The organism is Paenibacillus sp. N3/727, from assembly GCF_022637315.1.
Classification (GTDB): Bacteria; Bacillota; Bacilli; order Paenibacillales; family Paenibacillaceae; genus Paenibacillus_AQ; species Paenibacillus_AQ uliginis.
The window spans coordinates 2,187,891-2,210,910 of the sequence record NZ_CP093336.1 but is presented as its reverse complement, the minus strand read 5'-3'; the positions used below and the strand labels follow the sequence as shown (position 1 = coordinate 2,210,910).

21 protein-coding genes are annotated in these 23,020 nt (G+C 48.9%); 6 read left to right on the top strand and 15 right to left on the bottom strand.

Annotated elements, in window-relative coordinates:
• Positions 1–80 precede the first annotated feature (80 nt).
• On the bottom strand, positions 81–1,397 hold the full coding sequence (locus MNQ98_RS09745; RefSeq protein ID WP_241932989.1) for an MFS transporter: 1,317 nt from the start codon (positions 1,395–1,397) through the stop codon (positions 81–83).
• A gap of 265 nt (positions 1,398–1,662) precedes the next feature.
• Positions 1,663–2,028, bottom strand: a complete 366-nt coding sequence (locus MNQ98_RS09740) for a group I truncated hemoglobin (protein ID WP_241932988.1) — start codon at positions 2,026–2,028, stop codon at positions 1,663–1,665.
• Between the two features lie 160 nt (positions 2,029–2,188).
• Between MNQ98_RS09740 and MNQ98_RS09735 the strand changes: the two genes are divergently transcribed.
• Positions 2,189–3,184 carry a MerR family transcriptional regulator gene (locus MNQ98_RS09735; protein ID WP_241932987.1) on the top strand — a complete coding sequence of 332 codons (996 nt, stop codon included), beginning with the start codon at positions 2,189–2,191 and terminating at the stop codon, positions 3,182–3,184.
• Between the two features lie 86 nt (positions 3,185–3,270).
• On the opposite strand, the gene MNQ98_RS09730 is transcribed toward MNQ98_RS09735, so the two are convergent.
• Positions 3,271–4,767: an alpha/beta hydrolase family protein gene (locus MNQ98_RS09730; RefSeq protein WP_241932986.1), complete on the bottom strand. Its 1,497-nt coding sequence runs from the start codon at positions 4,765–4,767 to the stop codon at positions 3,271–3,273.
• Positions 4,768–5,150: 383 nt separating this feature from the next.
• Here MNQ98_RS09730 and MNQ98_RS09725 point away from each other — a divergent pair, with 383 nt between their 5' ends.
• The 3 genes from MNQ98_RS09725 to MNQ98_RS09715 are packed head-to-tail and all read left to right on the top strand — an operon-like array spanning position 5,151 to position 7,126.
• Complete coding sequence (locus MNQ98_RS09725) at positions 5,151–5,513, top strand: YhjD family protein (RefSeq protein ID WP_208914791.1); 363 nt, start codon at positions 5,151–5,153, stop codon at positions 5,511–5,513.
• 18 nt (positions 5,514–5,531) lie between these two features.
• Positions 5,532–6,797, top strand: coding sequence for a DNA polymerase IV (locus tag MNQ98_RS09720; RefSeq protein WP_241932985.1), 1,266 nt, complete (start codon positions 5,532–5,534; stop codon positions 6,795–6,797).
• Positions 6,794–7,126, top strand: coding sequence for a YolD-like family protein (locus MNQ98_RS09715; RefSeq protein ID WP_241932984.1), 333 nt, complete (start codon positions 6,794–6,796; stop codon positions 7,124–7,126). Before MNQ98_RS09720 ends, MNQ98_RS09715 begins: the two co-directional genes overlap by 4 nt.
• Positions 7,127–7,228: 102 nt before the next feature.
• On the opposite strand, the gene MNQ98_RS09710 is transcribed toward MNQ98_RS09715, so the two are convergent.
• On the bottom strand, positions 7,229–8,530 hold the full coding sequence (locus MNQ98_RS09710) for an NCS2 family permease (RefSeq protein WP_241932983.1): 1,302 nt from the start codon (positions 8,528–8,530) through the stop codon (positions 7,229–7,231).
• A gap of 231 nt (positions 8,531–8,761) precedes the next feature.
• On the opposite strand from MNQ98_RS09710, the gene MNQ98_RS09705 reads away from it, so the two are divergent.
• Positions 8,762–9,436 carry an SOS response-associated peptidase gene (locus MNQ98_RS09705; RefSeq protein ID WP_241932982.1) on the top strand — a complete coding sequence of 225 codons (675 nt, stop codon included), beginning with the start codon at positions 8,762–8,764 and terminating at the stop codon, positions 9,434–9,436.
• A 165-nt stretch (positions 9,437–9,601) separates the two neighbouring features.
• On the opposite strand, the gene MNQ98_RS09700 is transcribed toward MNQ98_RS09705, so the two are convergent.
• The 4 genes from MNQ98_RS09700 to MNQ98_RS09685 form a co-directional block, all read right to left on the bottom strand.
• Positions 9,602–9,889, bottom strand: a complete 288-nt coding sequence (locus MNQ98_RS09700) for a stage VI sporulation protein F (RefSeq protein ID WP_241932981.1) — start codon at positions 9,887–9,889, stop codon at positions 9,602–9,604.
• 80 nt (positions 9,890–9,969) lie between these two features.
• The gene (gene recG, locus MNQ98_RS09695) at positions 9,970–12,021 is read right to left on the bottom strand and encodes an ATP-dependent DNA helicase RecG (protein WP_241932980.1); all 2,052 of its coding nucleotides are present in this window, start codon (positions 12,019–12,021) and stop codon (positions 9,970–9,972) included.
• Positions 12,022–12,034: 13 nt separating this feature from the next.
• Complete coding sequence (locus MNQ98_RS09690; protein WP_241932979.1) at positions 12,035–12,892, bottom strand: DegV family protein; 858 nt, start codon at positions 12,890–12,892, stop codon at positions 12,035–12,037.
• A 95-nt stretch (positions 12,893–12,987) separates the two neighbouring features.
• On the bottom strand, positions 12,988–14,769 hold the full coding sequence (locus tag MNQ98_RS09685) for a DAK2 domain-containing protein (RefSeq protein ID WP_241932978.1): 1,782 nt from the start codon (positions 14,767–14,769) through the stop codon (positions 12,988–12,990).
• Positions 14,770–15,135: 366 nt separating this feature from the next.
• Here MNQ98_RS09685 and rpmB point away from each other — a divergent pair, with 366 nt between their 5' ends.
• On the top strand, positions 15,136–15,324 hold the full coding sequence (gene rpmB / locus MNQ98_RS09680; RefSeq protein ID WP_054957233.1) for a 50S ribosomal protein L28: 189 nt from the start codon (positions 15,136–15,138) through the stop codon (positions 15,322–15,324).
• 305 nt (positions 15,325–15,629) lie between these two features.
• Here rpmB and spoVM read toward each other — a convergent pair whose 3' ends face one another.
• The 7 genes from spoVM to rsmB all read right to left on the bottom strand — a co-directional run bounded on the left by spoVM (position 15,630) and on the right by rsmB (position 22,992).
• Complete coding sequence (spoVM, locus tag MNQ98_RS09675) at positions 15,630–15,710, bottom strand: stage V sporulation protein SpoVM (RefSeq protein WP_095263314.1); 81 nt, start codon at positions 15,708–15,710, stop codon at positions 15,630–15,632.
• A 161-nt stretch (positions 15,711–15,871) separates the two neighbouring features.
• Positions 15,872–16,531 (bottom strand): ribulose-phosphate 3-epimerase, encoded by a 660-nt coding sequence (gene rpe, locus MNQ98_RS09670; protein WP_241932977.1) that lies wholly within the window; start codon positions 16,529–16,531, stop codon positions 15,872–15,874.
• A gap of 4 nt (positions 16,532–16,535) precedes the next feature.
• Positions 16,536–17,444, bottom strand: a complete 909-nt coding sequence (gene rsgA / locus MNQ98_RS09665; RefSeq protein ID WP_241932976.1) for a ribosome small subunit-dependent GTPase A — start codon at positions 17,442–17,444, stop codon at positions 16,536–16,538.
• 37 nt (positions 17,445–17,481) lie between these two features.
• Entirely contained in the window at positions 17,482–19,710 is a 2,229-nt protein-coding gene (pknB, locus tag MNQ98_RS09660) for a Stk1 family PASTA domain-containing Ser/Thr kinase (protein ID WP_241932975.1), read from the bottom strand.
• Positions 19,707–20,483, bottom strand: coding sequence for a Stp1/IreP family PP2C-type Ser/Thr phosphatase (locus MNQ98_RS09655; RefSeq protein ID WP_241932974.1), 777 nt, complete (start codon positions 20,481–20,483; stop codon positions 19,707–19,709). Before MNQ98_RS09655 ends, pknB begins: the two co-directional genes overlap by 4 nt.
• Before the next feature lie 7 nt (positions 20,484–20,490).
• On the bottom strand, positions 20,491–21,531 hold the full coding sequence (gene rlmN, locus MNQ98_RS09650) for a dual-specificity RNA methyltransferase RlmN (protein WP_241932973.1): 1,041 nt from the start codon (positions 21,529–21,531) through the stop codon (positions 20,491–20,493).
• A 135-nt stretch (positions 21,532–21,666) separates the two neighbouring features.
• Positions 21,667–22,992, bottom strand: coding sequence for a 16S rRNA (cytosine(967)-C(5))-methyltransferase RsmB (rsmB, locus tag MNQ98_RS09645; RefSeq protein ID WP_241933887.1), 1,326 nt, complete (start codon positions 22,990–22,992; stop codon positions 21,667–21,669).
• Positions 22,993–23,020 lie beyond the last annotated feature (28 nt).

The following is a 23,020-nucleotide window of genomic DNA, read 5'->3' as shown; positions in this document are numbered from 1 at the left end:
AGCTCCTCCCGCCGAGCAAAAACTTCTCCATAAAGAGCAGATGCCTTACGACATCTGCTCTTTTCAATTTCCGTATCGGTTTACAGTTTAAGTTCTATCTCAGTTCCCGGAATAACTTTCGGTACGGATACGAGTGATTTGCGATTGATCCACCCGACAAGAGCCGCAAAAACACTCAAAGCAGCGGCAAATAAGTACATATTCACAATTCCGAACAGTTCGGCAGCCCCGCTCATTAGCAGCAAAGAAATGCCAAACACCGTGTTGAGCAAGGTTGATTGGGCTGAGAACACCATCGGTAGCAATTCCTTTGGGGCGCTGCGCTGGATCAGTGTTCGCCGGGATACCGCAGACAGTTCGGTACACGGCCCTGTTATCAGGACTAGCAAGAGTGCTAACGGCGCGGAAGTATTAAGAGCGAACAGCAGGGTCAAGACTGCGTACCCAAGCATTCCTAATAGCATGACCGAGAACATTCTTTTTTCCAACCGATCGACAAAAGCAACGACCAGAAGGCCCCCAAGCACCGCACCGGCAAAATAGCTGGCGTTAATGTACCCCCACCATTGTTCGTTTTTGTGCAGTACCTCTTTAACGAATACGAGCATGAATGCACCTGCCCATACGGAACCTCCCAGCATATCGGTCATGTCCATCAGCGTGAGAGCGCGAAGGCGCGGAGATTTAAATAATACGATCCAGCCCTCCTTCAACGTATCCCAGCGCGAGGCCGTTCGCCTATCCGCTTCGGAATGCTCCCTCGGTTGTTTACTCAAGCCAATACTTGACGCTGTTCCACGCCAATCCCAAAAATTCCGGCGTTTAGGTTCTGTCGGATCTTCAATCATAAAGGTGACAATCATGGCCAGACCATACCCTGATGCCACGATAAGCAGCACCGGGAACGATCCCAGCATGGCGACTAACAGCCCGCTGACCGCCCAGCCTGCGAACTGAACCACTTGATCCGTAGTTGCGATCATGCCATTCGCCTTCATCAGGACGTGATCAGACACCAAGCGCGGCACCAAGGCGTTGCGGGTCGGTGTCGTCCAGCCGTCTAAAAAGGAGATGCAAATAATAAATCCGTATATCATCGATAGGTTCTCACCGCCGATCCAAGGTGATAAGTACCCCGCAAGCAGTACGAACAACAAAAATTGCCCGCACTGCGACAAGCCAAGCAGAATAGGCAGTCGATATTTGGCGATGATTAACGGTGCCAGCAATCCGCTGATGAGTTGGGCGGTTACCCGAAAAAAAGGCACCAGCGTTGCAAAAATGACAGAATCGGTTCGCTCCAGTACAAAAGTAGTAAGAGCAACTAAATACAATACATCGACCGTATTGGAAAGGGTCTGCGAACCCCATAAATAATAAAATGACCGTTTGAACATTACTTTCATAACTCCCTTATTCAATTGATAGAAACCGATGTATCGGTTATCGATATAAGTTCAAATGGTCAGATCAAATCGGTCTCATGGATGTCTCCTTTTACGCAAAATAAAAACAGCTGCTTATGCATCTAGGTTTCCATTGCTGTAATAAATTAGTTAACCCAGATTATACCTCGTCAAAGGTTAATAAGAAAGGAGAATAAAAAAAGCCGAGTCGTGAGCAGGAATAGAATTAACTTCCTGAACCGCTCGGCTGAATTTCCTATTTGTACATTACATCGTCTCTCAAGGTTTCGACGGTACTTAGTGCTTGGTTGATATTATCTTCATTTACCCCAAAGTGTTTTAACGCATCATGTAGATGTTTCACAATCGCATCAAAGTGTACAGGTTGCAGGTTCATGCCAGCGTGTACTTTTGACATGGATTGCCCTGAATATTGGTTAGGGCCGCCCAGAGCGAAGCTGATGAATTTGGTTTGATGTCGGCGTTGTTTCTCCATGTCCGTGTTGGCAAAAAAGTGGTTGACGTTTTCGTCAGCTAAAACGAGTTCGTAAAAATAATCCACAACTTTCCCAATCGTTTCTTCGCCACCAAGTTTGTCGTAAAGTGCTGTAGTTGAAGCCATGGTTACCTCCTCGTTTCTGTCATGAGCATAGACAAAGATAATATTTCCAATAGCGGATGAAATATACGAATGGCTCCCGCTCAAATTGTCGCTCTGTACATCCCAGACTTGAATCTCCAGCCGCCGGAACCTGTATAATAATGAATAAGGGGTGATACAGTTGCAGTCAAAAGATACCTACACCATTGGGGAAGCCGCAAAAATGATCGGGTCCACCGTTAAAACCATTCGTTACTATGACGAAATAGAACTGCTCAAGCCATCCAGCCATACCGAAGGCGGGCATCGCCTCTATACAGCGAAGGACCTCTGGAGGCTGGAGCTCATCACAACGCTTCGTTATCTGAATTTCAGCATACAGGATATCCGCAAGCTGATCTCCGGCGAGACCGGCATTGCCGAAGCACTGGACTTACAGATCGAGGCACTGGAAGTACAGGTTGGGACGCTGAATTCTATGATTTCGATTTTACGTCAGGCCAAACAATACGAGTCAGAATCGACCAGTGATGCCGGACAATCACTGCGCTACATCACAGGATTGGTTGATTCGCTGTCGGCAAACGTGGAAAAACGGAAACAATTTGTTTCCACCAAGATGGAAGAATCCCGTATCCTGGAAGGAGTACCGCAGGAATGGAGAGTCTCGTTTTTTCATTTTTTCGACAAGTATATTATGAAAGAAAACAAGCTGTCCGCCAGACAAACGCTTGCCTGGAACGAGCTTCAGGAACTAATCAGTGATCCCGACTATCTGGCGGATCTTGTTCGCTGCGAGCTTCCTTTCTTCAGTATGGTCCACCACCCGCAGATTCGGGCAGAAGACTGGGTCAGGAAAATGGAGGAAATCCGCATCCGGACCACGGCTGCGCTGGAGCAGCAATGGCCTGCGAGCAGCCCGGCCGTACAAGCCATCGTCCAGGATTTTGTCATGATGTACGCCAGTTCAGAACAATCCGGTGACGGAGAAGCTTTTTTCCGTAAACAGGCCCGTTATATGCTGAACTCCGTCACAGAGCGGATTCTGCGCTTCAACAAACTGTGCACAATCCTTAACCCGAAGTCTAGTGTAGTTGTAGACGGCGTCAGCCTGCTGATGGATGGGATGCGCCACAGACTGGAGCAATTGAATCACACACAGATGGAATTGTTGTAGCCGATCACCATCACTGCGGCAGGCCCAGTAGACAAGATTGCATTGGGCCGTCCCGCTAAGGTTGAGCAGGCCAAGTATGCAAGAGATTACCCTTGCTCCAGCGAGAATTCAGGATTTTTTCCGACAGACTGGTCTAGCTTCTCAAACGGCAGTCCCTTCAGAAAATGATTAAAAAAGTCCAGCGTGTAGTCGTTAACGAGTTCCTGCGTACCGCGCGCATCCACACCCTGGGCCCATTCAAGGAGCGGAGAAACGAGCAACAGATCCGAAAAGCTCAGATGTACTGTATTGTTAAGCTTCATCCAGTAGTTTCCGCCTGCCGTTACCGGAGCATACCGGGCGAATACTTCTTCATAATAGGTTTTGATCACTTCACGGTTCGTACCCATCGCCGCAATCGCTTCATCACTCATACTGGTTGCACCGTTCAGCGTATCGTCTGCACTGATCATCAGAAACGGTTTACCTACACCTTCCGCCGGAATGCGCTTCTCACCGTACAACACACCATCCATATTCATACCTGCCTTGACTCTTGAATCGGTCAGCAGCATCTGCACGGCTGTTGCCCCGCCAAAAGAGTGGCCAAACATGCCGATGCGATCCAGGTCCATATGCCCTGTGAACCTTTGATCCGGATCATTAGCTGCAAGCTTCTCCACCTCATCCAACACAAACTGAACATCCTTTACCCAACCCTCGTTGAGCACATCCAAGTTATTGAATTTCAGCTTTTCAAAGCCCTCCTTACCTTGCGATTCAAAATAGGCCACCCGTCCATCCGGAAACACCGAAGCCATGCTGCTGTACGTATGATTAATGCCCACGACGATATAACCATTGCCGACCAATTGTTCGACTTGGAACGTATTCTGGCTTTCGTATCCATGCAGGCCATGTGAAAAAACAAGTACCGGATACTTGGCTTCCGATTCGGACAATTTCGCATCCTGTATCGCATGTGTCTTGATATCCCAAAGGTTGGTGAACAGCAGCTTCGGCATTTCCAATACATCATGAAAAGCTTGCTCATATACAGCCGGATCGGACACGTAAGGCGCCGTTGTTCCTTTGGCATCCTTACTTGTCGGATACCAGATTTGGACCACCAGCTCGCGTTTATCCCCTGTTTCCGGAGTCAATACTTCTTCACGGCTGTCATCCGTCCAGTTATAGGTCACCGTCCCGATTCCATAAGGACCTGTCGGCTTCTCAAACGATAAAACCGGGAACAGCAACGGTAGCCCAAGCGCCACTGCGGCGTATACCAATACCAGTACGGATGATGCAATCATCCGTGTGCGGCGCAGCTTCCAACTTGATGTGCCGGAGCGTCCGTCCGTTGCTTTGGACGATGACCGATTCCGGGTTTTTACAACCAGAACAATCAATGGGACCATGGTTAACAGATAACCGGGGATCAGGGGCCAACGCAGTCCCTCCATCAATCCATGCACAAGCAGGAGTGCAGCGGAGACGGCAAATCCACCCCAGAGCATCCGCAGGGGCTTGTTCCGCGCCCCTATTAGCCATGCAAGCATAACCACGTTAAAAATAAGATAAATCCATTCCACAATCCTCATATCCTATATGCCTCCTTGTCTGCCGCGTATGAATTAGAAATGCAGCAGCTTCTCTTGCACACATGATAAAACCTCCTGTAGCAGGAGATTCAAGGATTATTTTGGGAAGGATCGCTAGTTATCGTTAAATAAGAAATCAACCAGCAAAGGTTGTAGGTGGAAAGCCGAGCGACATTTATTCGCCTTGGGTAGTAGCCGAGTTGAGCATTTTAAGGGCATCTAAATATTCGGAAATTTCCTCCTGCGACGTTTCGAGCAGCCTTGATAGCCAGTCATTTACTTTCCCTAACCCAATTAACGGTATTTACCGCTTGCATATAGAACATGTGTTCGGTATATAATAATGAAGAATGTATGAAGAACCGGAGGAGGCCGATGCAGCTATGTCCACATCTCCGCTGCAAACCGGGGAAGAGCTCCAAATAGTGAAGGAATGTACAATCCTGCCCATCCTGCTTGATGTCCTGGAGAAGGATATCCGGAGCATGGAAACATCAGGCCTGACGGATCTTTATATAGGACGCCTAAGGGAGATTCAGAGATCCTCCATGACCAGGCTGAGCCGGCTCAAAAATGACTGCCGAGCGCGCAGCATCACGATTATGGAAACCCACCGGAAGGAGTATTCGCTGCTGCTCCGTTACCGGTGCCGCGGTTACCAGCATCACATGGAGCTGCAGTGGGATTTTGTAAGAGCCGACATCGAGCAACGGCTAGCCAAGGCGCTTCACATCAGTCTTGAATAGAATAAGGGGTGAAATAACATGCATAAACGTCAGCAACGTGTCATCTTTTTGGCAGACTGCCAATCCTTTTATGCCTCTGTTGAAAAAGTGGCCCACCCCGCTTACAAAAACAAACCGCTCGTCGTATCGGGGGATCCGTCCCGGAGGAGCGGCATCATTCTAGCCGCCTGCCCCCTGGCTAAGAGTCACGGTGTAACGACGGCTGAAGCCTTATGGCAAGCTCAGCAGAAATGCCCTGATCTCATCGTCATGAAACCCCGGATGAGCGCCTATATCCGGTTGTCACTGCAGATCATGACCATCCTGGAGTCGTATTCGGATCTCGTGGAGCCGTTCAGCATTGACGAGCAATTCGTTGATGTGACCGCCAGTCTGGCGCATTTCGGTTGTTCGCCTGCGGAGCTCGCCCGTCACATCCAGATGAGGGTGCAGGAGGAAACCGGCATTTACACCCGTGTCGGCATTGGACGAAACAAAATCCTCGCCAAAATGGCCTGTGACAATTTTGCCAAAAAAAACGAAGACGGCATTTACGAATTGAACGAACACAATATGGAAGCCCTCTGGTCTTGCTCTGTCCACAAAATGTTCGGTGTCGGCTCCAAAACGACACGCCATTTGGCCCGCCTTGGCATTCATACCATTGGCGAGCTGGCCCACACTCCTCTTGGAGAACTCAAGCGGAAGATGAAACGTTACATGAAAAAAAACTGCGACATCTGGAGCGAGGTACTATGGCGAACGGCGAACGGCTATGACGACTCCCCTGTCACCCCGGACGCTTTTGAGCAGCAAAAAGGAATTGGACGGCAGACTACACTGCCTGTCGATTATGACAGTCGTGAGGATATCGATGTCATATTGAATGAACTGTCCATGCTGATCTGTGCGCGGGCCCGCGCCAAGGGCTATATGGGCAATGTGGTTCAAGCCGGTGCGCAGGGAGCTGACTTTGACCACCCGGTGGGGTCTTCTCGTCAGGTAAAACTCCCGGAGCCGACTCATCTCTCGCGCGAGGTATACGCTGCAGCGAAGCAGCTGTTCGATACTCACTGGAATGGAGGGCCGGTGCGGAAAATTTGGCTCTCTCTGGGCGAACTGCAGAGCGATGACGTCTACCAGCTTTCCCTGTTCGGAGACCGGGAAAGACTGATGCATCTGGAGCACACGATGGATGAAATACGGGAAGTATACGGACCCGCCTCGGTTTACTTCGGTTCCTCCTTGAAAAACACCAGTCAGCTAAAGTTTCTTAACACGAAGATCGGAGGTCACTACAAATGAAGAAACTGACGGGCAATGGACTATGGGAGTCCAGCCGGATGATGTTGTTTGAGCATCGTGACGCTATTTTAGCCAAACAGGAACAAAAACATAAGCAGGAGCATCCTTTTCTTGATGAGCAGCAGGTGGAATGGATCGCTGAAAAGTTGAGCCTAGCCTACCATAACAAAGGGGCTGTACAACTTCAGGTATTCGGGGAATACGGGGACTACAACGTGACCGGCATGGTTGATCGCATTGATAGCTTCAAACAGCGTATTTACATCCACGGCTCATGGATACCGCTTTGTGATATTTTGGAGGCGCTAGATATAGATCTTCCTTCCTGATCCAAGGTTCAGAAGGAGTCGGACCGCCATTAAAAAAACCAGAGAATCTCACCTGAATTACAGGGGAAATTCTCTGGCTTTTTGCGTTTCACACACCCATGATTAATGGGGAACAAACACAAGCTGTAATACAAACAGTACGGCAAAAATGTACATCAGCGGGTGCACCGCGCGGAAGTTACCTTTAACCACTTTCATCAGCGGATAAGAGATAAAGCCAAGCGCGATACCTGTTGCAATACTCGATGTGAGCGGCATTGTCAGAATGACGAGAAATGCCGGGAACGCTTCATCAAAGTCGTCCCATTTAATGCTTCGGACATTGCTCAGCATCAGGCATCCAACCACAATCAGTGAAGGTGCCGTAATCGCAGACAAGCCAGATACAGCTCCAACGAGCGGTCCAAAAAATGCTGCAATAGCAAACAGCACTGCAACGACAACCGCCGTCAGTCCTGTCCGACCGCCAGCGCCCACACCGGCTGCAGATTCGACATAAGCGGTCGTAGGGCTCGTACCGACCATGGAGCCGGCAACGGTTGCGATGGAATCAGAAAACATGGCACGCTCGGAACGCGGCAGCTTGTTATCCTTCATCAGGCCCGCCTGTTCAGCTACGCCGACCACCGTACCCGTTGTATCAAACAGGGTCACTAGCAGAAAGGAAAAGACGACCGCATACAAACTGTTGGAAATAACATTACCTGCGGCCTCAATTGGATTCCACACCAAGATCCCCTCAGGGAGCGAAGGTACAGACATAATTCCGTTTGAAAAGGATAACATATCCGCAAAATAAGCGATAATACCAGTAATGATCATCCCGATAAACAAGGCTCCCTTAATATCTCGGGACAACAGAATCAAGGTTATCCCAAGGCCAACCAACGCAAGCACAACCGAAGGCTGGTGCAGATCACCCAGTGCTACCAGATTATCCGGGTGAGCTGTGACGATCCCGCTCATCCGCAAGCCGATAAAAGCGATAAACAAGCCGATTCCCGCCGTAATGGCATGTTTTAAATTCGGCGGGATCATTTCGATTAACCGGCTGCGCAGTGTGGTCATCGATAACAGTAAAAACAGGATCCCTGCGATAAACACAGCCGAGAAAGCTTCAATATAGGACAAATTGGCATGCCCTTGAACAACAGAATATGTAAAATACGCGTTGAGCCCCATACCCGGCGCTACAGCGATCGGATAACGGGCTACCAGGCCCATCAGCAGGGTACCGATCACCGCAGCTATAACGGTTGCGGTAAAGCTCTGCTCAAATGGAACACCTGCTCCGGACAAGATCAGCGGGTTTACCACCATAATATACGCCATGGTAAAAAACGTGGTCGCTCCTGCAATGACTTCTGTTTTGACCGAAGTCCCATTGGCTTTTAAATCAAACACTTGATTGCCTCCATTTCTGATGTTGAAAATCACGTGATGCAAAAAACACACCTAACTATTATAGGTGACAATTTCATTTTTCGCCAACATTAACTACGTGTATACTTTATATTAAGTGAAATAATCCGCATTCGTAGTGATGCTTAGTCTTTTAATTCAATCTATATAGTACGAGGATTATAACATTTAAGAATATAACTATTATCATTGTGCCTGAAGGAGGCGAATTGTATGTGCGGCCGTTTCACACTTACCGTCACATGGGAGGATCTGATGGAACGGTATCTGATTGATCCTGAATCCACCTCCCCTTTTCATACCCCCCGTTATAACATTGCACCAACGCAGATGGTCACTGCAGTTATTCATGACGGCGTACGCCGCCGCATCGGACAGTTGCGCTGGGGGCTTGTCCCTTCCTGGTCACGCGACTCTTCCGGTGCCGCCAAGATGATCAACGCCCGAAGTGAAACGCTGGATGAAAAGCCGGCATTCAAGACACCTTTCCTGCGCAAAAGATGTCTTATCCCCGCTGACGGTTTCTACGAATGGCAGCGCACAGTGGACGCCAAAACACCTCATCGGATTGGTATGAAGGACGGCGGGATATTCAGCATGGCAGGCCTATACGATATGTGGACCGCACCAGATGGGAGCAAGCTCAGCACCTGTACCGTCATCACTACCCGGCCCAATCAGCTAATGGAACGTATTCATGACCGGATGCCCGTCATACTTAGTCCTGAAGACGAAGCCTTGTGGCTCAGCCGCAGCGCAGGTCCAGGTGATCTTAAGCAGCTGCTCGGTCCCTTTCCTACTGTTGAGATGACTGCCACCGTTGTTGGAACAAGCGTTAATTCGGTTAAAAATGATACCCCAGACTGCATCAGGCCCATCACTGGCTAGAGCTTTTCACACCATTCGCAGCTCAGAGCGCGCGGCGTTTCCAACGCAGTGTGGCGTTACATGATAGCGGACGACCAACGGCTATGCCTTACACATGAATAAGCCCCTGCAAGGAATGTAATCCGCAGGGGCTTATTGATATCTACTTGGCATGTACCGCTGAACTTAGCGGAACATACCCCAGAGCTTAATTAAGTGAAACGTGTTGTTCGGATCAATCCGCTGAGAAAGAACAAACTGAACAATCTGCTGTTCATGCGCTGGACTCAGCTTTTCATTCAAAATCCCTGTTATTGTCCGTACCATCTGATGCACTTTTGCACTATTTTGAAGATCAGCTTTTGATAAACCTTGAACCAGGTTTTTAATCCTTTCCTTATAGGCAGGATTTTTCATTTTCAGCTTGATGCGTTCCACCAGTTGCGGACTAATTCCATACTGTTGATAGCTCAAACGTTTGGCACCTCCCGTAATAACTCCTATCACTGTTTGAGTATATGACGAGGGCCGGTCCATTGTGCTACCTTGTTCAACTAATCAATAAGATCACCTTGAAAAATCTGTTCTTTCTGCAAATATTCACGTAAAGAAGCATAGGCTGGAGATGTCCAGAAAGAAGCATCCCCGACTAAAGTGGCAGCATCATCTCTTGCCTGCTCCACCACTTCAAAATCCGCAACCATGTCAGCCAGCCGGAACTCCGGAACTCCGCTCTGCTTCGTACCGAAGAAGTCACCCGGTCCCCGCAGGTCCAAGTCCCGGCGTGCTACCTCGAATCCGTCTTCAGTCTCGGTCATGACCTCCATACGTTCCTGTCCAACCTCAGACTTCGGATCAGCAACAAGGATACAGTAAGAGGCGTGAGCGCCCCTGCCTACCCTGCCGCGCAGCTGATGGAGCTGGGATAGACCGAAGCGGTCAGCGTCCATAATAATCATCAATGTAGCATTAGGAACGTCAACCCCAACTTCGACGACCGTGGTTGAGATGAGCAGCTGCAATTCGTTGCTGTAAAAGCCGCGCATGACCTCATCCTTCTCCGCTGGCGTCATTCGGCCGTGGAGCAGTCCCACGCGATATTTCGGGAAGGCCTGCTGCATCTGGACATGAAGATCAATCGCATTTTGCACATCGAGCTTGTCGGATTCCTCAATAAGCGGGCAGATCAGATAAGCCTGACGGCCTTGCTCCACTTCTCTCGCGATAAATCCCAGAACACGTTCCATCAGATCATGCTTGACCCAGTAAGTCGTAATGGGAATACGTCCCTTCGGTCTCTCCGACAAGGTAGAGACATCCATATCACCAAAGGCAGTAATGGCCATCGTCCGGGGAATCGGTGTAGCGGTCATCGTCAGAACATCCGGATTATATCCTTTCCGGCGAAGCACGCTGCGTTGATTCACGCCAAAACGGTGCTGCTCATCTGTCACCACAAGCCCCAGTTGGCGGAAATACACATCCTCTTGTATCAAAGCATGCGTACCGACAACGATGTCGGTCAACCCCATCTGGAGCGAGGCAAGAAGATCCTTGCGTCTCTTCCCCGTCACGCTGCCTGTCAGAAACCCCACAGTCACTCCAAACGGTTCAAACAGCTTTTGCAATGAACGCATATGCTGCTCAGCTAAAATCTCCGTAGGCACCATCAAAGCACCCTGGAAGCCGGATCTTACAGTTGTATACAAAGCGATCGCCGCCACGACCGTTTTACCAGAACCAACATCACCTTGAAGCAACCGGTTCATGCAGTACGGCGAACGCATGTCATGCAAAATCTCAAGCTCCACCTTCTTCTGCGCATCCGTCAGCTCAAAGGGCAGACTCCGTACAAACTCCCTTATGGTTGAATTGTCTGCGGTATGTACTACACCATCCATCCGGTCGTGGTTCAACGCACGGAACGCCTGCATTTTTAGCTGGAACATAAACAGCTCTTCATACACCATCCGCCGCCGCCCTTCCTGACCTTCTTTGGAATCCACCGGCTGATGAATGGTAGCGATAGCCTGTTTGCGCGGCATCAGATCATACTTCTGAAGAAGAGTAGGCGGAAGGATTTCTGGTATCATCTCACCGTACTGCTGCAATGCCTGTCCGATCGTTTTTCGAATCCAGCCTTGAGTTATCTTTCCGCCAATAGAATATACAGGCTGCAGCGTTCCGCTCCGATACGCTCCTTTATCCGGAAATTCGGATTCCGACGCCGTCAGCTGCAGACGTCTCTGATCCCATTTTCCCGTCAGCACGATTTCCCGGCCCGTCGTCAGCTGATCCTTTAGGAAGTGGCGGTTAAACCAAGTGGCGGTAAACATCCAATTCTCAGCCAGCATTTTGCACGACAAACGGGATTTACGTCCGTATCTCTGCAACACAGGAATACCCGCTATTTTGGCCTGTATTGTAATTTTATCCCCGTCCTTTACCTCGCTGAGTGAGCGGAGGCGGTAATCCTCATACCGGAACGGGTAATACTCCAACAAATCTTTAACCGTAGAGACGCCAAAGGCGTGAAGCTCCCCTTCTTTCAGGGCGCTCACGCCGTTTATCTGTCTTACGGATATTTGATCCAGATCGAGACTCATAATGCTCCCCCAATCAAGCGGGCCAGATATACGCGGCAATGGTACCCGGTCCCACATGGCTGCCTACGACAGGGCCGATGTCAGACAGGACCGTTTCTTTCACCGTAAACACGGCAGACAATTGCTTCAGAAAATCATCAACCGAAGCCGGATCTGCCGTAGTGCCCACCGCTACTTTAATATTCGTAACACCTGCCAGATCATTTTGGAACAATTCAATCATTCTGGCAGTCGCTTTCTTGCGGCCTCTTACTTTTTCAACCGAAAAAATAATACCTTCATCATCGATAGACAGGATCGGTTTAATATTCAACAGTGTACCCAGTACCGCTGAAGCTTTACCGATGCGTCCACCTTTTTGCAAATATTCCAGTGTGTCCACCAAAAAATATAGACGACGCTTACTGCGAAGTTCTTCGGTAGAGGATAGGATCTCTTCTACCGGCAATCCCTCAGCAGCCAACTGGGCTGCATGAACAACAAACAATCCATAGCCATATGACGCTGATTTTGAATCCCACACCGTAATATCAGCTTCTCCCTCTATTAGGGAAGTAGCCAGCAGTGCCGACTGGTAGCTGCCGCTCATTCCGGAAGAGAGGTGCATCGATAGAATGGAACAGCCGGGAAACTCCTTCAGGATTGAATCATATACCCCCACAAAGTCAGCCGGGGAGGGCTGCGAAGTTGTCGGCAGTTGAGTCGATTCGACGAGTTTCTTATAAAACTCGCCAGCGGTAATCTCTACTCCATCGAGATACGTATCACTGCCGAACATAAGACGCAGTGGAACAATTCGTATGTCGTATTTCTTCACCAGGTCTGCCGGAATATCCGCTGTGCTGTCTGTGACAATAACGGTTTTCTTCACCGGGAACCCCTCCTAATAAATGACCATCAATTATACAAGTAGAAACGACTTCGTCGTCCTTTTCAAAGGGCGACGGAGGTTCTGCGAGAAATATATTAAACTTCTACAGAGAACAGATAAGCGTAAATCGGTTGTCCTCCATAGTGCACTTCCACTTCTGCATTCGGATAGTTATCCTCAAGCCAAGAGATCAACCCCTCTGTGATTTCCTCGGTTGCATCCTCACCCGTAAGAAGCGTGATGATTTCATCTCCGGAACTCAGCATTTTACCGAGTAACTCCTGACATGCGTTCAGCAGATCCGGTGCTGCTGCAACGATCTTCGAATTTTGGATACCGATGTATTCTCCGGCCTTAATCTGAAGCTCGTCAATATTGGTGTCCCGTACGGCGTACGTTACTTGCCCAGATTGAACACGGGAAACCGCTTCAAGCATATTATCGGTATTGCTTTCGACACTCTCATCTTCCTGGAATTCAAAGGCGGCCGCAATCCCTTGTGGAATCGTCTTGCTCGGAATCACGGTTACGCTGCGTTCTCCTTCCAGCAGTTCTCTCGCCTGTTGTGCAGCAAGCACAATATTGGAGTTATTCGGCAAGATAAATATCTGTTGTGCGGAAATAGACGTTATCGCATTCACAAAATCCTCCGTGCTCGGATTCATGGTTTGACCGCCGGCCAGTACAACATCTACGCCAAGACTTTTGAAAATACTCGAAATGCCCTCACCCGAGGACACAGCGATGAAACCGTATGGTGCCAGCTCGTCCGCAGGGGGAACAGCCGGGGCTTCAGGTGTCTTGGTTTCAGCCGGGATATCTGCAAACAGCTCAGGCATCGGTGCGATGTCCATGCCTGTAGATAGCAGGTCACGGTGCTGCTCACGCATATTCAGAATATGAATCTGCGTAATTTCGCCATACAGCAAAGCCAGGTTCAGTACCTCGCCCGGAGCTTTGGAATGCACGTGCACTTTAATCGTTTCATCGTCGCCAATCACGATAATGGAATCACCATTCACGGAAAGCGCTTTTCTAAATTTATCTTCATCAAATTCTGCAGGTTGGGCGTTGCCCAGCTGTCGGTTAATGAAGAATTCCATATCGTACAAATATTCGATATCTTCCGTCGAAAGTCTCGATTGTGCTGAAGCTGGAACCTGTACCGTCGCTAAATCCGGATGGGTAACAATACCAGCTACAGCTACCCGTGATACAGTCTGTTCTACAGATGCGGGAGACACTTCTGAAGAAGAAACACCATTTTTCAGCGCTTTCAGAAACCCTTCATAGATGTATACGAGGCCTTGTCCTCCGGAGTCCACAACACCTACCTGCTTCAAAACCGGCAACATATCCGGAGTTTGGGATAGGGTCTCCTTGGCTTTTGCCAATACTTGCTCCATCAATTCCACGACATCGTTGCTTCTGCGGGAAAAATAAACAGCATGCTTGGCAGCTTCCTTCGCTACCGTGAGGATTGTTCCCTCAACCGGTTTAACGACTGCTTTATAAGCCGCCTCTACACCCGTCTGCAGCGCAGTAGCAAACTGACTAGGGTTCAGTTCCGTGTAAGGAGCTGCATAACGGCTGAAGCCGCGGAACAGTTGGGACAAAATAACCCCGGAGTTCCCCCGGGCGCCCATCAGGAGCCCTTTCGACAGTACACCAGCACTGTGCCCTAAAGATTCCGTATACTTGCTTTTCAGTTCGGCCACACCTGCAGTCATCGTCAAATTCATGTTCGTTCCCGTGTCGCCATCCGGCACCGGAAAAACATTCAGGGAATTGACGTGTTCTGCATGTAGCTGCAGTTGTTCCGCTCCGGCTAGAACCATCGCGGTAAATTCTGTTCCATTCAAAGAACGCTTACTCAATGAGAATTCCCCTTCCTGGCTTGATACAAATAACGCTTTAATTGTATGTTTTTTGTTCTATTTCAGAGCCTTAAACCGATCATCGCCCAGCAAATAATAGACATGCTATGATTAAATGAATTAGTCACAACGCCGGTGATGGGCTGGCCTCGCGTCTGACGAGCCTTCGGCAGCTTACTCTGTAAAGAGAGGGACATACCGATTAGCCCACCGTATTTCTTCGGAAATATTATGGACTAAATAACATTGTACTATAAGAGGAAAGAGAAATAAATGTTTTTAGGATAGTTGACGCAGCAATTTTTACTGTGATATTATATTTAAGTATTGTTTTATGCAGGGTTATGAAACAAGGAGGTGTAATCTATGTCTCGCAAATGTTATGTGACAGGTAAGAAACCAGGTACTGGTAACCACGTTTCCCACGCCAACAACCACAACAAACGTTCTTGGGGCGTAAACGTTCAGAAAGTTCGCATTCTGGTAGACGGCAAGCCAAAACGTGTATACGTTAGCACTCGCGCTTTGAAATCCGGTAAAGTGACTCGCGTATAATTAATCTATGCCCATACAAGCAGAAACGATTGCATCGTCCATTGAGAAGGACGATGGCGTTTCTGCGAGAAATATAAGCCAAGTAATGGAAATATAATACTTTCTTATATTTTTAGAAAAACTTTCTTAATCTCCAGCTTTCTAAAGGGCTGCGCGGGACAAGGAAGTTTTTCTTTCGTTTAGATACATGTGACTAAACAAAAAGCACCCTGAACGCAGCAGGTGCTTTTTTTAATGCCTCTTTCCCGGTAACAGTCACGCAGTTGCTGTCCCGGGCGGAGGTTTTGTTATGCCGGGACAAGCTGTCAGCCTTTGTGAAACGTGTTCAAAATGGCCTTCACAAAACCTCCCAAAAACTTCGGCAGCTTGAACGTATAAAATTTCATGTCTCACCCTCCCCATCATTCTCATGCCTTCTAGGTTATTTTATGCACCAAGCCCATAGATGTGAACACGAACAAAAAAGGCTACATGAGAACCCAGCTCATGTAACCATATTTATGCGGGTAATCTCCGCCCTATGCATCCAGCTCACAGACTTACGTCTTTAGAACTGCGCGCTCTTGCGAATCTCTGCGATAGCAGACGAGCGATCCGGCTTGCCAAAAACGGCGCTTCCAGCCACCAGTACGTCTGCACCGGCCTTCGTTACGAGCGGAGCCGTCTCGGCTGTTATACCGCCGTCTACCTCTATATGAATTCCCGGATTCGGGGAATTGGCAATCCACTCTCTCAACTGCTCAATTTTCCGCACGGTGCGCTCGATGAAAGCTTGTCCGCCGAAACCGGGGTTAACGGTCATAACGAGCACCATATCCAGATCAGGCAGAACTTCCTGTAGGACATGGGCAGGAGTTCCCGGATTAATGGCTACACCAGCCTTAACCCCGTGCTCCTTAATCAAATGAATGACACGGTGGAGATGTGGGCAGGTTTCTGCATGAACAGTAATATAGTCAGCCCCAGCTAATGCGAAATCAGCGATATAACACTCCGGCTGCTCAATCATCAAATGTACATCCAGTGGCAGTGTAGTGTGGGGTCTGATCGCCTGAACGATTGGGGGTCCAAGCGTAATATTAGGCACGAAATGGCCGTCCATCACGTCTACATGGATCCAGTCCGCTCCTCCCGCCTGTGCTTCTGCAATTTCATCACCAAGTTTGGCAAAATCCGCCGAAAGTATCGATGGCGCTATCTTAATCATAACGTTAGTACCTCCGCTTCTTGTCTTTCATTTCTGTAAAAAAATCAACATAGTGTTTATAACGGCTATCTGCGATGTCTCCATTTTCTTTGGCCTGAATGACCTGACAACCGGGTTCGTGTGTATGACTACAGCCTCTGAACTTACAATTCTCCGCATAAGGAATGAACTCCCTGAAACAGCTGGACAACTCCTCTACGCCCAGTTCAAGAAAATCCAGCTGACTGAATCCCGGCGTATCGGCGACAAAGCCCCCGTTATCCAACTCTATCAGCTCAACATGCCTTGTCGTATGACGTCCGCGGCCAAGCCGTATACTAATTTCACTCGTCTCCAAAGACAGTCCAGGCATTAACGCATTGAGCAATGAGGATTTACCTACACCCGATTGACCGGAGAATACACTGATTTGTCCCGCGAGCCGTTCCTTGACTTCCTCAGTACCGACTCCCTGCAACGAACTCGTCACGATAACCTCGTAACCGATCTTCTCGTATACACGCTTTACTTCTTCCGTGGAGTCACCGGAATCATCGGCAAGGTCCTGCTTCGTTAAACAGATTAGAGCCTTTAGATCAGAGTGCTCAATATGTACGAGGAATTTGTCCAACAGCAGCAAGCTCATATCCGGTTCTCTTACTGAAAATAAAAGAACAGCTAAATGAACATTAGCTACTGGAGGACGTATTAATTGGGAAGACCGCGGAAGAATTTCTTCCACGGTCCCCTCCCCATTCTCGGTCAAAGAGTACATTACACGATCTCCGACAAGCGGAGAAACACCTCTTTTTTTGAAAATTCCGCGGGCTCTGCATTGAACCGATGGGTCTTCCCCGGATACAACATTGCCTTCTCGCAGTGGTTTGACGTAGTAATATCCGCTCAGTGCCTTAACAATCAGTCCTTCAAGCATATGCAGGCCTCACTTTCGTGTAGTTGGTGTAAACTTCTTACCTGCCCCATCCTGCGGCATCAATATCATCGTGATTTTTCTTCGAATCCTTCACCTTATCGCCTTTACCTTTACCCTCATTGGATAAAGCCGAGTCATCTTCATGACCGTTCTCTTCACCCTGATCTGTTCCTTGATCTGTACCTTGATCTGTACCCTGATCTCCACCATTGTCTCCACCAATATCTTCCTGTGGAGGATCAGTAGTGACAGGAACCTCAGGCACAGGCGGTGCTTCAATCTCAGGCTGTGGCACCGTTCCGTTCTTGGCGTCGGTATATAATACCGAGTACGTATCAAGCGCACGGCCATCCCGGTAAATTTCTACCGAGCCGTTTTTCTCCGGAGCCAGAAGGAGTTTCACCGGAATAATCTCTGTTGTGGTAATCGTGCGGCTTTCCCCTTCCTGATTGTCGCCTAATGCATCAGAGTAAACGATACGAATCTGACTCTGCTCTCCCTCACGGTTAGGTGCTACCGGAACCTTAAAGGTATAGTTCAACGCTTCAGGCGGATAACCCGAGCTTACTTTCAAGTTTTGTTCCGTTCCCGGCGTTGCAAGCGCGTTTGGATCATAAGGCCACTGCTCGATAACTTCACCTTTTTTCACGGTGAAGCTTGGCACTGGGTCCACCGTACCTACCCGAAGTCCGAGCTCCCTAATCAGACTCTCCGCTTCGCTTCGAGACTTACCGATCAGGTTATACATAGTCACAGATTGCTTGCCTTTACTTACAATCAGCCGGACTTGGACTGTGTCCGGATCAAATTTCTCACCGCTAACTGGTAACTGGGAAATGATCTCCCCTGCCGGTACGCTGTCACTGTGCTCTTCATTTGTATAATCAATCCGGTCTTCGCTCACCTTTTGGTCTTTCAGCAGCTTGAGTGCTTCATCTAGCTTTTTCCCGCTTAATTCCAGCATTTCGCTTAATTCCTTGGCGGCTCCTACCGATAATTGAATAATTGAACCTTCCTTTACGACAGTTCCTTCAGCCTTACTCTGATCATACACAATACCTTCGTCTACACCCTGCTTGTATTGTCTGATCACATCGTTATCGACAACAAGGCCCAGTTCCTCCAGCGTACGAACAGCATCTTCTTCTGTCATTTTCACAACGCTAGGAATCGTGACCTCAGGCACAACCAGCATTTTGTTCACATAAATGACTACACCAGCCAGGATACCCAGAAACAGAAGGACTAAACCGATTATAAGCGCTGGTTTTTTCCATTTCTTCTTCGGATTTCCGGGCTTAACTTCTTCCTTATCCGGTTCTTCATCCTCCGGATCATAGACGGGAGCAGCAGCAACATGATTACCAGACTGCATCGTCTTGATAGCAGGCATCACTCGGGTCTGATCCTCATCATCAGCGAAATCCACCTTAGGCTCATTCCGCCGGTTAGGCAGCAGACAAGTTTCCAGATCCTGCATCATTTCTTCCGCCGATTGATAACGCTCCTGCGGATTTTTACGCATCGATTTCAGAATAACATTCTCCACACTTTGAGGAATAAGCGGGTTCACTTCCCTAGGCTCATCAAATTCCTCCTGAAGATGTTTAAGCGCCACACTGATCGGACTTTCTCCTAGAAACGGCAGACGTGCCGTCAGCATTTGATACAATACGATACCAAGAGAATATAAATCCGACTTCTCTCCGGTAGCTACGCCCTTGGCATGCTCTGGGGAAAAGTAATGCACAGAACCCACAACAGATCCTGTCTGGGTAATCGTCGTAGAAGTTACAGCTCTCGCAATACCGAAATCCGTTACTTTTACACGGCCGTTGCGACCGATTAAAATGTTATGCGGTTTGATATCACGATGAATGATCTGATTATGATGGGCATGATCCAACGCATCACAAATTTGAGAAGCAATTCGTACCGCCTCGTCTACCTGAAGCGGAGCTCTCTCTTTAATGATTTCGTTGAGGTTGTAGCCCTCGATATATTCCATGACGATATAATGAACTTCATCCTCTTGGCCAACATCATAAATGCTGACCACATTCGGATGCGACAATGACGCCGCAGATTGTGCCTCACGCCTGAAACGGCGGATAAATTCCTCATCGTGCACAAACTGCTGCCGCAGCACTTTGATCGCTACGTTTCGGTTCAGTAAAATATCCTGTGCCTTGTAGACCAGCGCCATTCCACCGCCGCCGATTCGTTCTATGATCTTGTAACGACCAGCCAATTCATGTCCGATCATGAATTCCACCCCTTTATACGTTGCCCAGCACCTTCTTCTTGATGTTCGAACAGGGCGACGGTGATGTTGTCGTCGCCTCCGGCGAGAAGTGCCAGTTGAAGCAGGCGGTCTGCTTTTTCCTCCAGAGGAAGTTCAAGTGAGCCGACAATTTGTCCTATCCGGTCTCTTCTAACCGGATTACTTAGCCCGTCACTGCATAACAACAGCACCTCTCCCGCCTCAATGGCTACCGGGCTCAATTCAACAGATACATCTATATCCGTTCCTAACGCCCGTATCAGCACATTTTTACGCGGATGAGACTCTAATTCCTCCTCGGTAATCTGACCGCTTTTAAACAGTTCATTGACCAGTGTGTGATCATCTGTCAGCCGGATCACTTGACCTGTTGAAATTTTATATGCCCGGCTATCACCGATATGCCCGATATAACCTTCATGGCCCCGAAGCAGCACGGCTACAATGGTCGTTCCCATGTTGTGCAGCCGCTCATCGGCGGAAGCTTCCTGATATATCACTTCATTAGCATGCAGGATGGCGTCGCTTAACGCTGCCCGAATGCCGTCCATGGACATATCCGGTTCCAGGGAAGATAAGTCTTCAGCCACGGTCTGAACCGCGAGCCTGCTGGCGGTGTCCCCCGCAAGGTGACCCCCCATGCCGTCGGCTACAATGCCGAGTGTATAGCCATGCTCCAAATGACGGATCAGGACAGAGTCCTCATTCACCTGCCGAACCCGTCCGACATGGCTGACATGAACCGTATTGATCAAATTATTCTCACCTCAACTCCATATGCTTGGCCCGAAGCTGACCGCAAGCGGCAGCAATATCGTGACCCTGTTCACGGCGGATGGTTACATTAACACCCTTATCTGCAAGCGTACGTTGAAATTTAAAAATATCGTTGCGCGACGTGCGGACGTACTTCCGTTCCGGCACGTGGTTGACCGGGATCAGGTTGACGTAGCAATTCATGTCTTTAATTACATCTGCCAGCTCTTCCGCATGCTCAGCCTGGTCATTGACACCGCCGATCAAAGCATACTCAAACGTGATGCGGCGTCCTGTCTTAGCCTGGTAATACCGAAGAGCTTCGATGACATCATCGAATGGATAACGCCGATTGACCGGCATCAGCTTGGAACGAAGAGTATCGTTCGGCGCATGGATAGATATCGCCAGGTTGATTTGAGTGTTTTCCTCGGCAAACTTATAGATGTTAGGTACGATACCGCTTGTCGACACCGTAATATGGCGCTGCCCGATGTTCAGCCCTTTCTCATGAATCATGGTCCGCAGAAACTTCATCGTTGCTTCATAATTCTCGAACGGTTCCCCGGTGCCCATAATTACAATACTGCTGACGCGCTCCCCTCTCTTGTCAAGAATCTTCTGCGCTTGAACGACTTGGGCAACGATCTCGCCGGATGTTAAATCCCGTTTCAACCCGCCCAAGGTAGAAGCACAAAACGTACAGCCAATTCTGCAGCCCACCTGAGTTGTCACGCAAATGCTGTTACCGTAATTATGTTTCATAATAACGGTCTCGATCGCATGATCGTCATGCAGTCCGAACAGAAACTTGACTGTACCGTCTTTTGATTCAAACTTGGTAATTTCTTTCAAAGTTACGAAACTGAACTGCTCCTCCAGCTTTTGACGCAGATCCTTAGAAAGATTTGTCATCTCTTCGAAGGAATCTACGCGTTTAACATACAGCCAATCATATATTTGGGAACCGCGGAATGCGGATTCTCCATTGTCCTGAGCCCATGCTTGAAGCTCCTCAAGCGAAAAATCGTATATAAAAGGGTTCATCTCATTCCACCTGTCTTTTTCATTCATATGCATCTCTTTTCTCATTCTTCCTATTCTAACATAAATAAAAGAGACGGTAAAAGAGAAAACCCGCCAGTAAGGCGGGCCATTCCTATTGTCCTGCAAACAGAGCCCTTAAGAGAGCCTGCGAAGTCTTACAATATAAAATCCGTCACTGTGAAAATGCTGCGGAAGGATCTGCACGCCCCCACCTCGGGGAAGTGCATTCTTCAATACCCGACTCATACTACCGGCTTCATCATCAGCGACCTCAAAGTTTGGATTGTCGGCCAAAAACGCAGCAACCGTCCCTTCATTCTCTCCGGGTTCGATTGTACAAGTACTGTATACAAGTACTCCACCAGGCCGAACAAGGCCGGATACCGCTTGCAGCAATTCACCCTGCAGCTTTGCAATTTCTTGAATATCCTCAGGCGTCTTGACCCATTTCAGATCCGGCTTCCGCCGGATCACTCCAAGCCCTGAGCAGGGTGCATCCAGCAAAATACGGTCGAAGGATTCGGGCTCGTAGTTTTTCGCTAAATCCAGCGCATTGCCTGTAACCGTCATAATACTGTCCAGACCCAACCGCTCCGCCTGCTCGGATATGAGCTTCTGTTTATGGGAATGCAAGTCGTTGGCTATGACGGAACCTTCGTCCTTCATGATTTCGCCCATATGAGCCGTCTTGCCGCCTGGGGCGGCGCAGCAGTCCAGAACACGCATGCCGGGGGCCGGATGAACAGCCTCGGCGACCAGCATCGAGCTCTCATCCTGGATGGAGATCATTCCGTCACGATACCAGTCTGTATGGGCCATATTTCCACCGCTTCTTACAATAATTCCATACGGACTCAGTTGTGAGGGTACCGCCTCAAGACCGCTGTTAATCATCTCTTCCAACATGCCATCACGGCTGATCATCGTTGTATTGACCCGGACACTAACGGCAGGCGGCTCATTATTAGCTTCACAAATCGCTTCAGCCGTATCCTCTCCATATTGTTCGATCCAGCGTTCCACAAGCCATTTCGGATGGGAATGACGGAGAGAAATCCGGTCCGTTGCGGGCAAGTTGTCAGGAACAACCAGCTCATCCTTTTGCCGGAGTATGTTTCGCAGCACCCCATTGACCATGCCTGATATTCCCTGATGACCGCGCCGCTTCGCCAGGTTAACAGCCTCACTGACAACAGCATGCTCCGGAATCCGATCCAGATACACAATCTGGTACAGGCTCAACCGTAGCAGTGCTCTTACCCAAGGCTGCAGCTTGGCTGTACCTTTTTTGACAAACCGGTCCAGAAAATAATCCAAGGTGTTCAGACGGGATATCGTTCCATATACAAGCTCCGTTGCAAGCCCGGCGTCACCCTTTTCAAGAGAAGCCTTCTGAAGGGCCGTATTGAGCAGCAGATTGCTGTATGCCCCTTCCTGCTCCACCTGTGTCAGAACATTCATAGCCAGTTCTCTGGCTGATAATGTACGC

Coding starts and splice junctions, on each gene's coding strand:
- MNQ98_RS09745 (WP_241932989.1), bottom strand. CDS start 1,397: ATGTTCAAACGGTCATTTTATTATTTATGGGGTTCGCAGACCCTTTCC.
- MNQ98_RS09740 (WP_241932988.1), bottom strand. CDS start 2,028: ATGGCTTCAACTACAGCACTTTACGACAAACTTGGTGGCGAAGAAACG.
- MNQ98_RS09730 (WP_241932986.1), bottom strand. CDS start 4,767: ATGAGGATTGTGGAATGGATTTATCTTATTTTTAACGTGGTTATGCTT.
- MNQ98_RS09725 (WP_208914791.1), top strand. CDS start 5,151: ATGTCCACATCTCCGCTGCAAACCGGGGAAGAGCTCCAAATAGTGAAG.
- MNQ98_RS09720 (WP_241932985.1), top strand. CDS start 5,532: ATGCATAAACGTCAGCAACGTGTCATCTTTTTGGCAGACTGCCAATCC.
- MNQ98_RS09715 (WP_241932984.1), top strand. CDS start 6,794: ATGAAGAAACTGACGGGCAATGGACTATGGGAGTCCAGCCGGATGATG.
- MNQ98_RS09705 (WP_241932982.1), top strand. CDS start 8,762: ATGTGCGGCCGTTTCACACTTACCGTCACATGGGAGGATCTGATGGAA.
- recG (WP_241932980.1), bottom strand. CDS start 12,021: ATGAGTCTCGATCTGGATCAAATATCCGTAAGACAGATAAACGGCGTG.
- rpmB (WP_054957233.1), top strand. CDS start 15,136: ATGTCTCGCAAATGTTATGTGACAGGTAAGAAACCAGGTACTGGTAAC.
- spoVM (WP_095263314.1), bottom strand. CDS start 15,710: ATGAAATTTTATACGTTCAAGCTGCCGAAGTTTTTGGGAGGTTTTGTG.
- rpe (WP_241932977.1), bottom strand. CDS start 16,531: ATGATTAAGATAGCGCCATCGATACTTTCGGCGGATTTTGCCAAACTT.
- rsgA (WP_241932976.1), bottom strand. CDS start 17,444: ATGCTTGAAGGACTGATTGTTAAGGCACTGAGCGGATATTACTACGTC.
- pknB (WP_241932975.1), bottom strand. CDS start 19,710: ATGATCGGACATGAATTGGCTGGTCGTTACAAGATCATAGAACGAATC.
- rlmN (WP_241932973.1), bottom strand. CDS start 21,531: ATGAACCCTTTTATATACGATTTTTCGCTTGAGGAGCTTCAAGCATGG.
- rsmB (WP_241933887.1), bottom strand. CDS start 22,992: ATGAATGTTCTGACACAGGTGGAGCAGGAAGGGGCATACAGCAATCTG.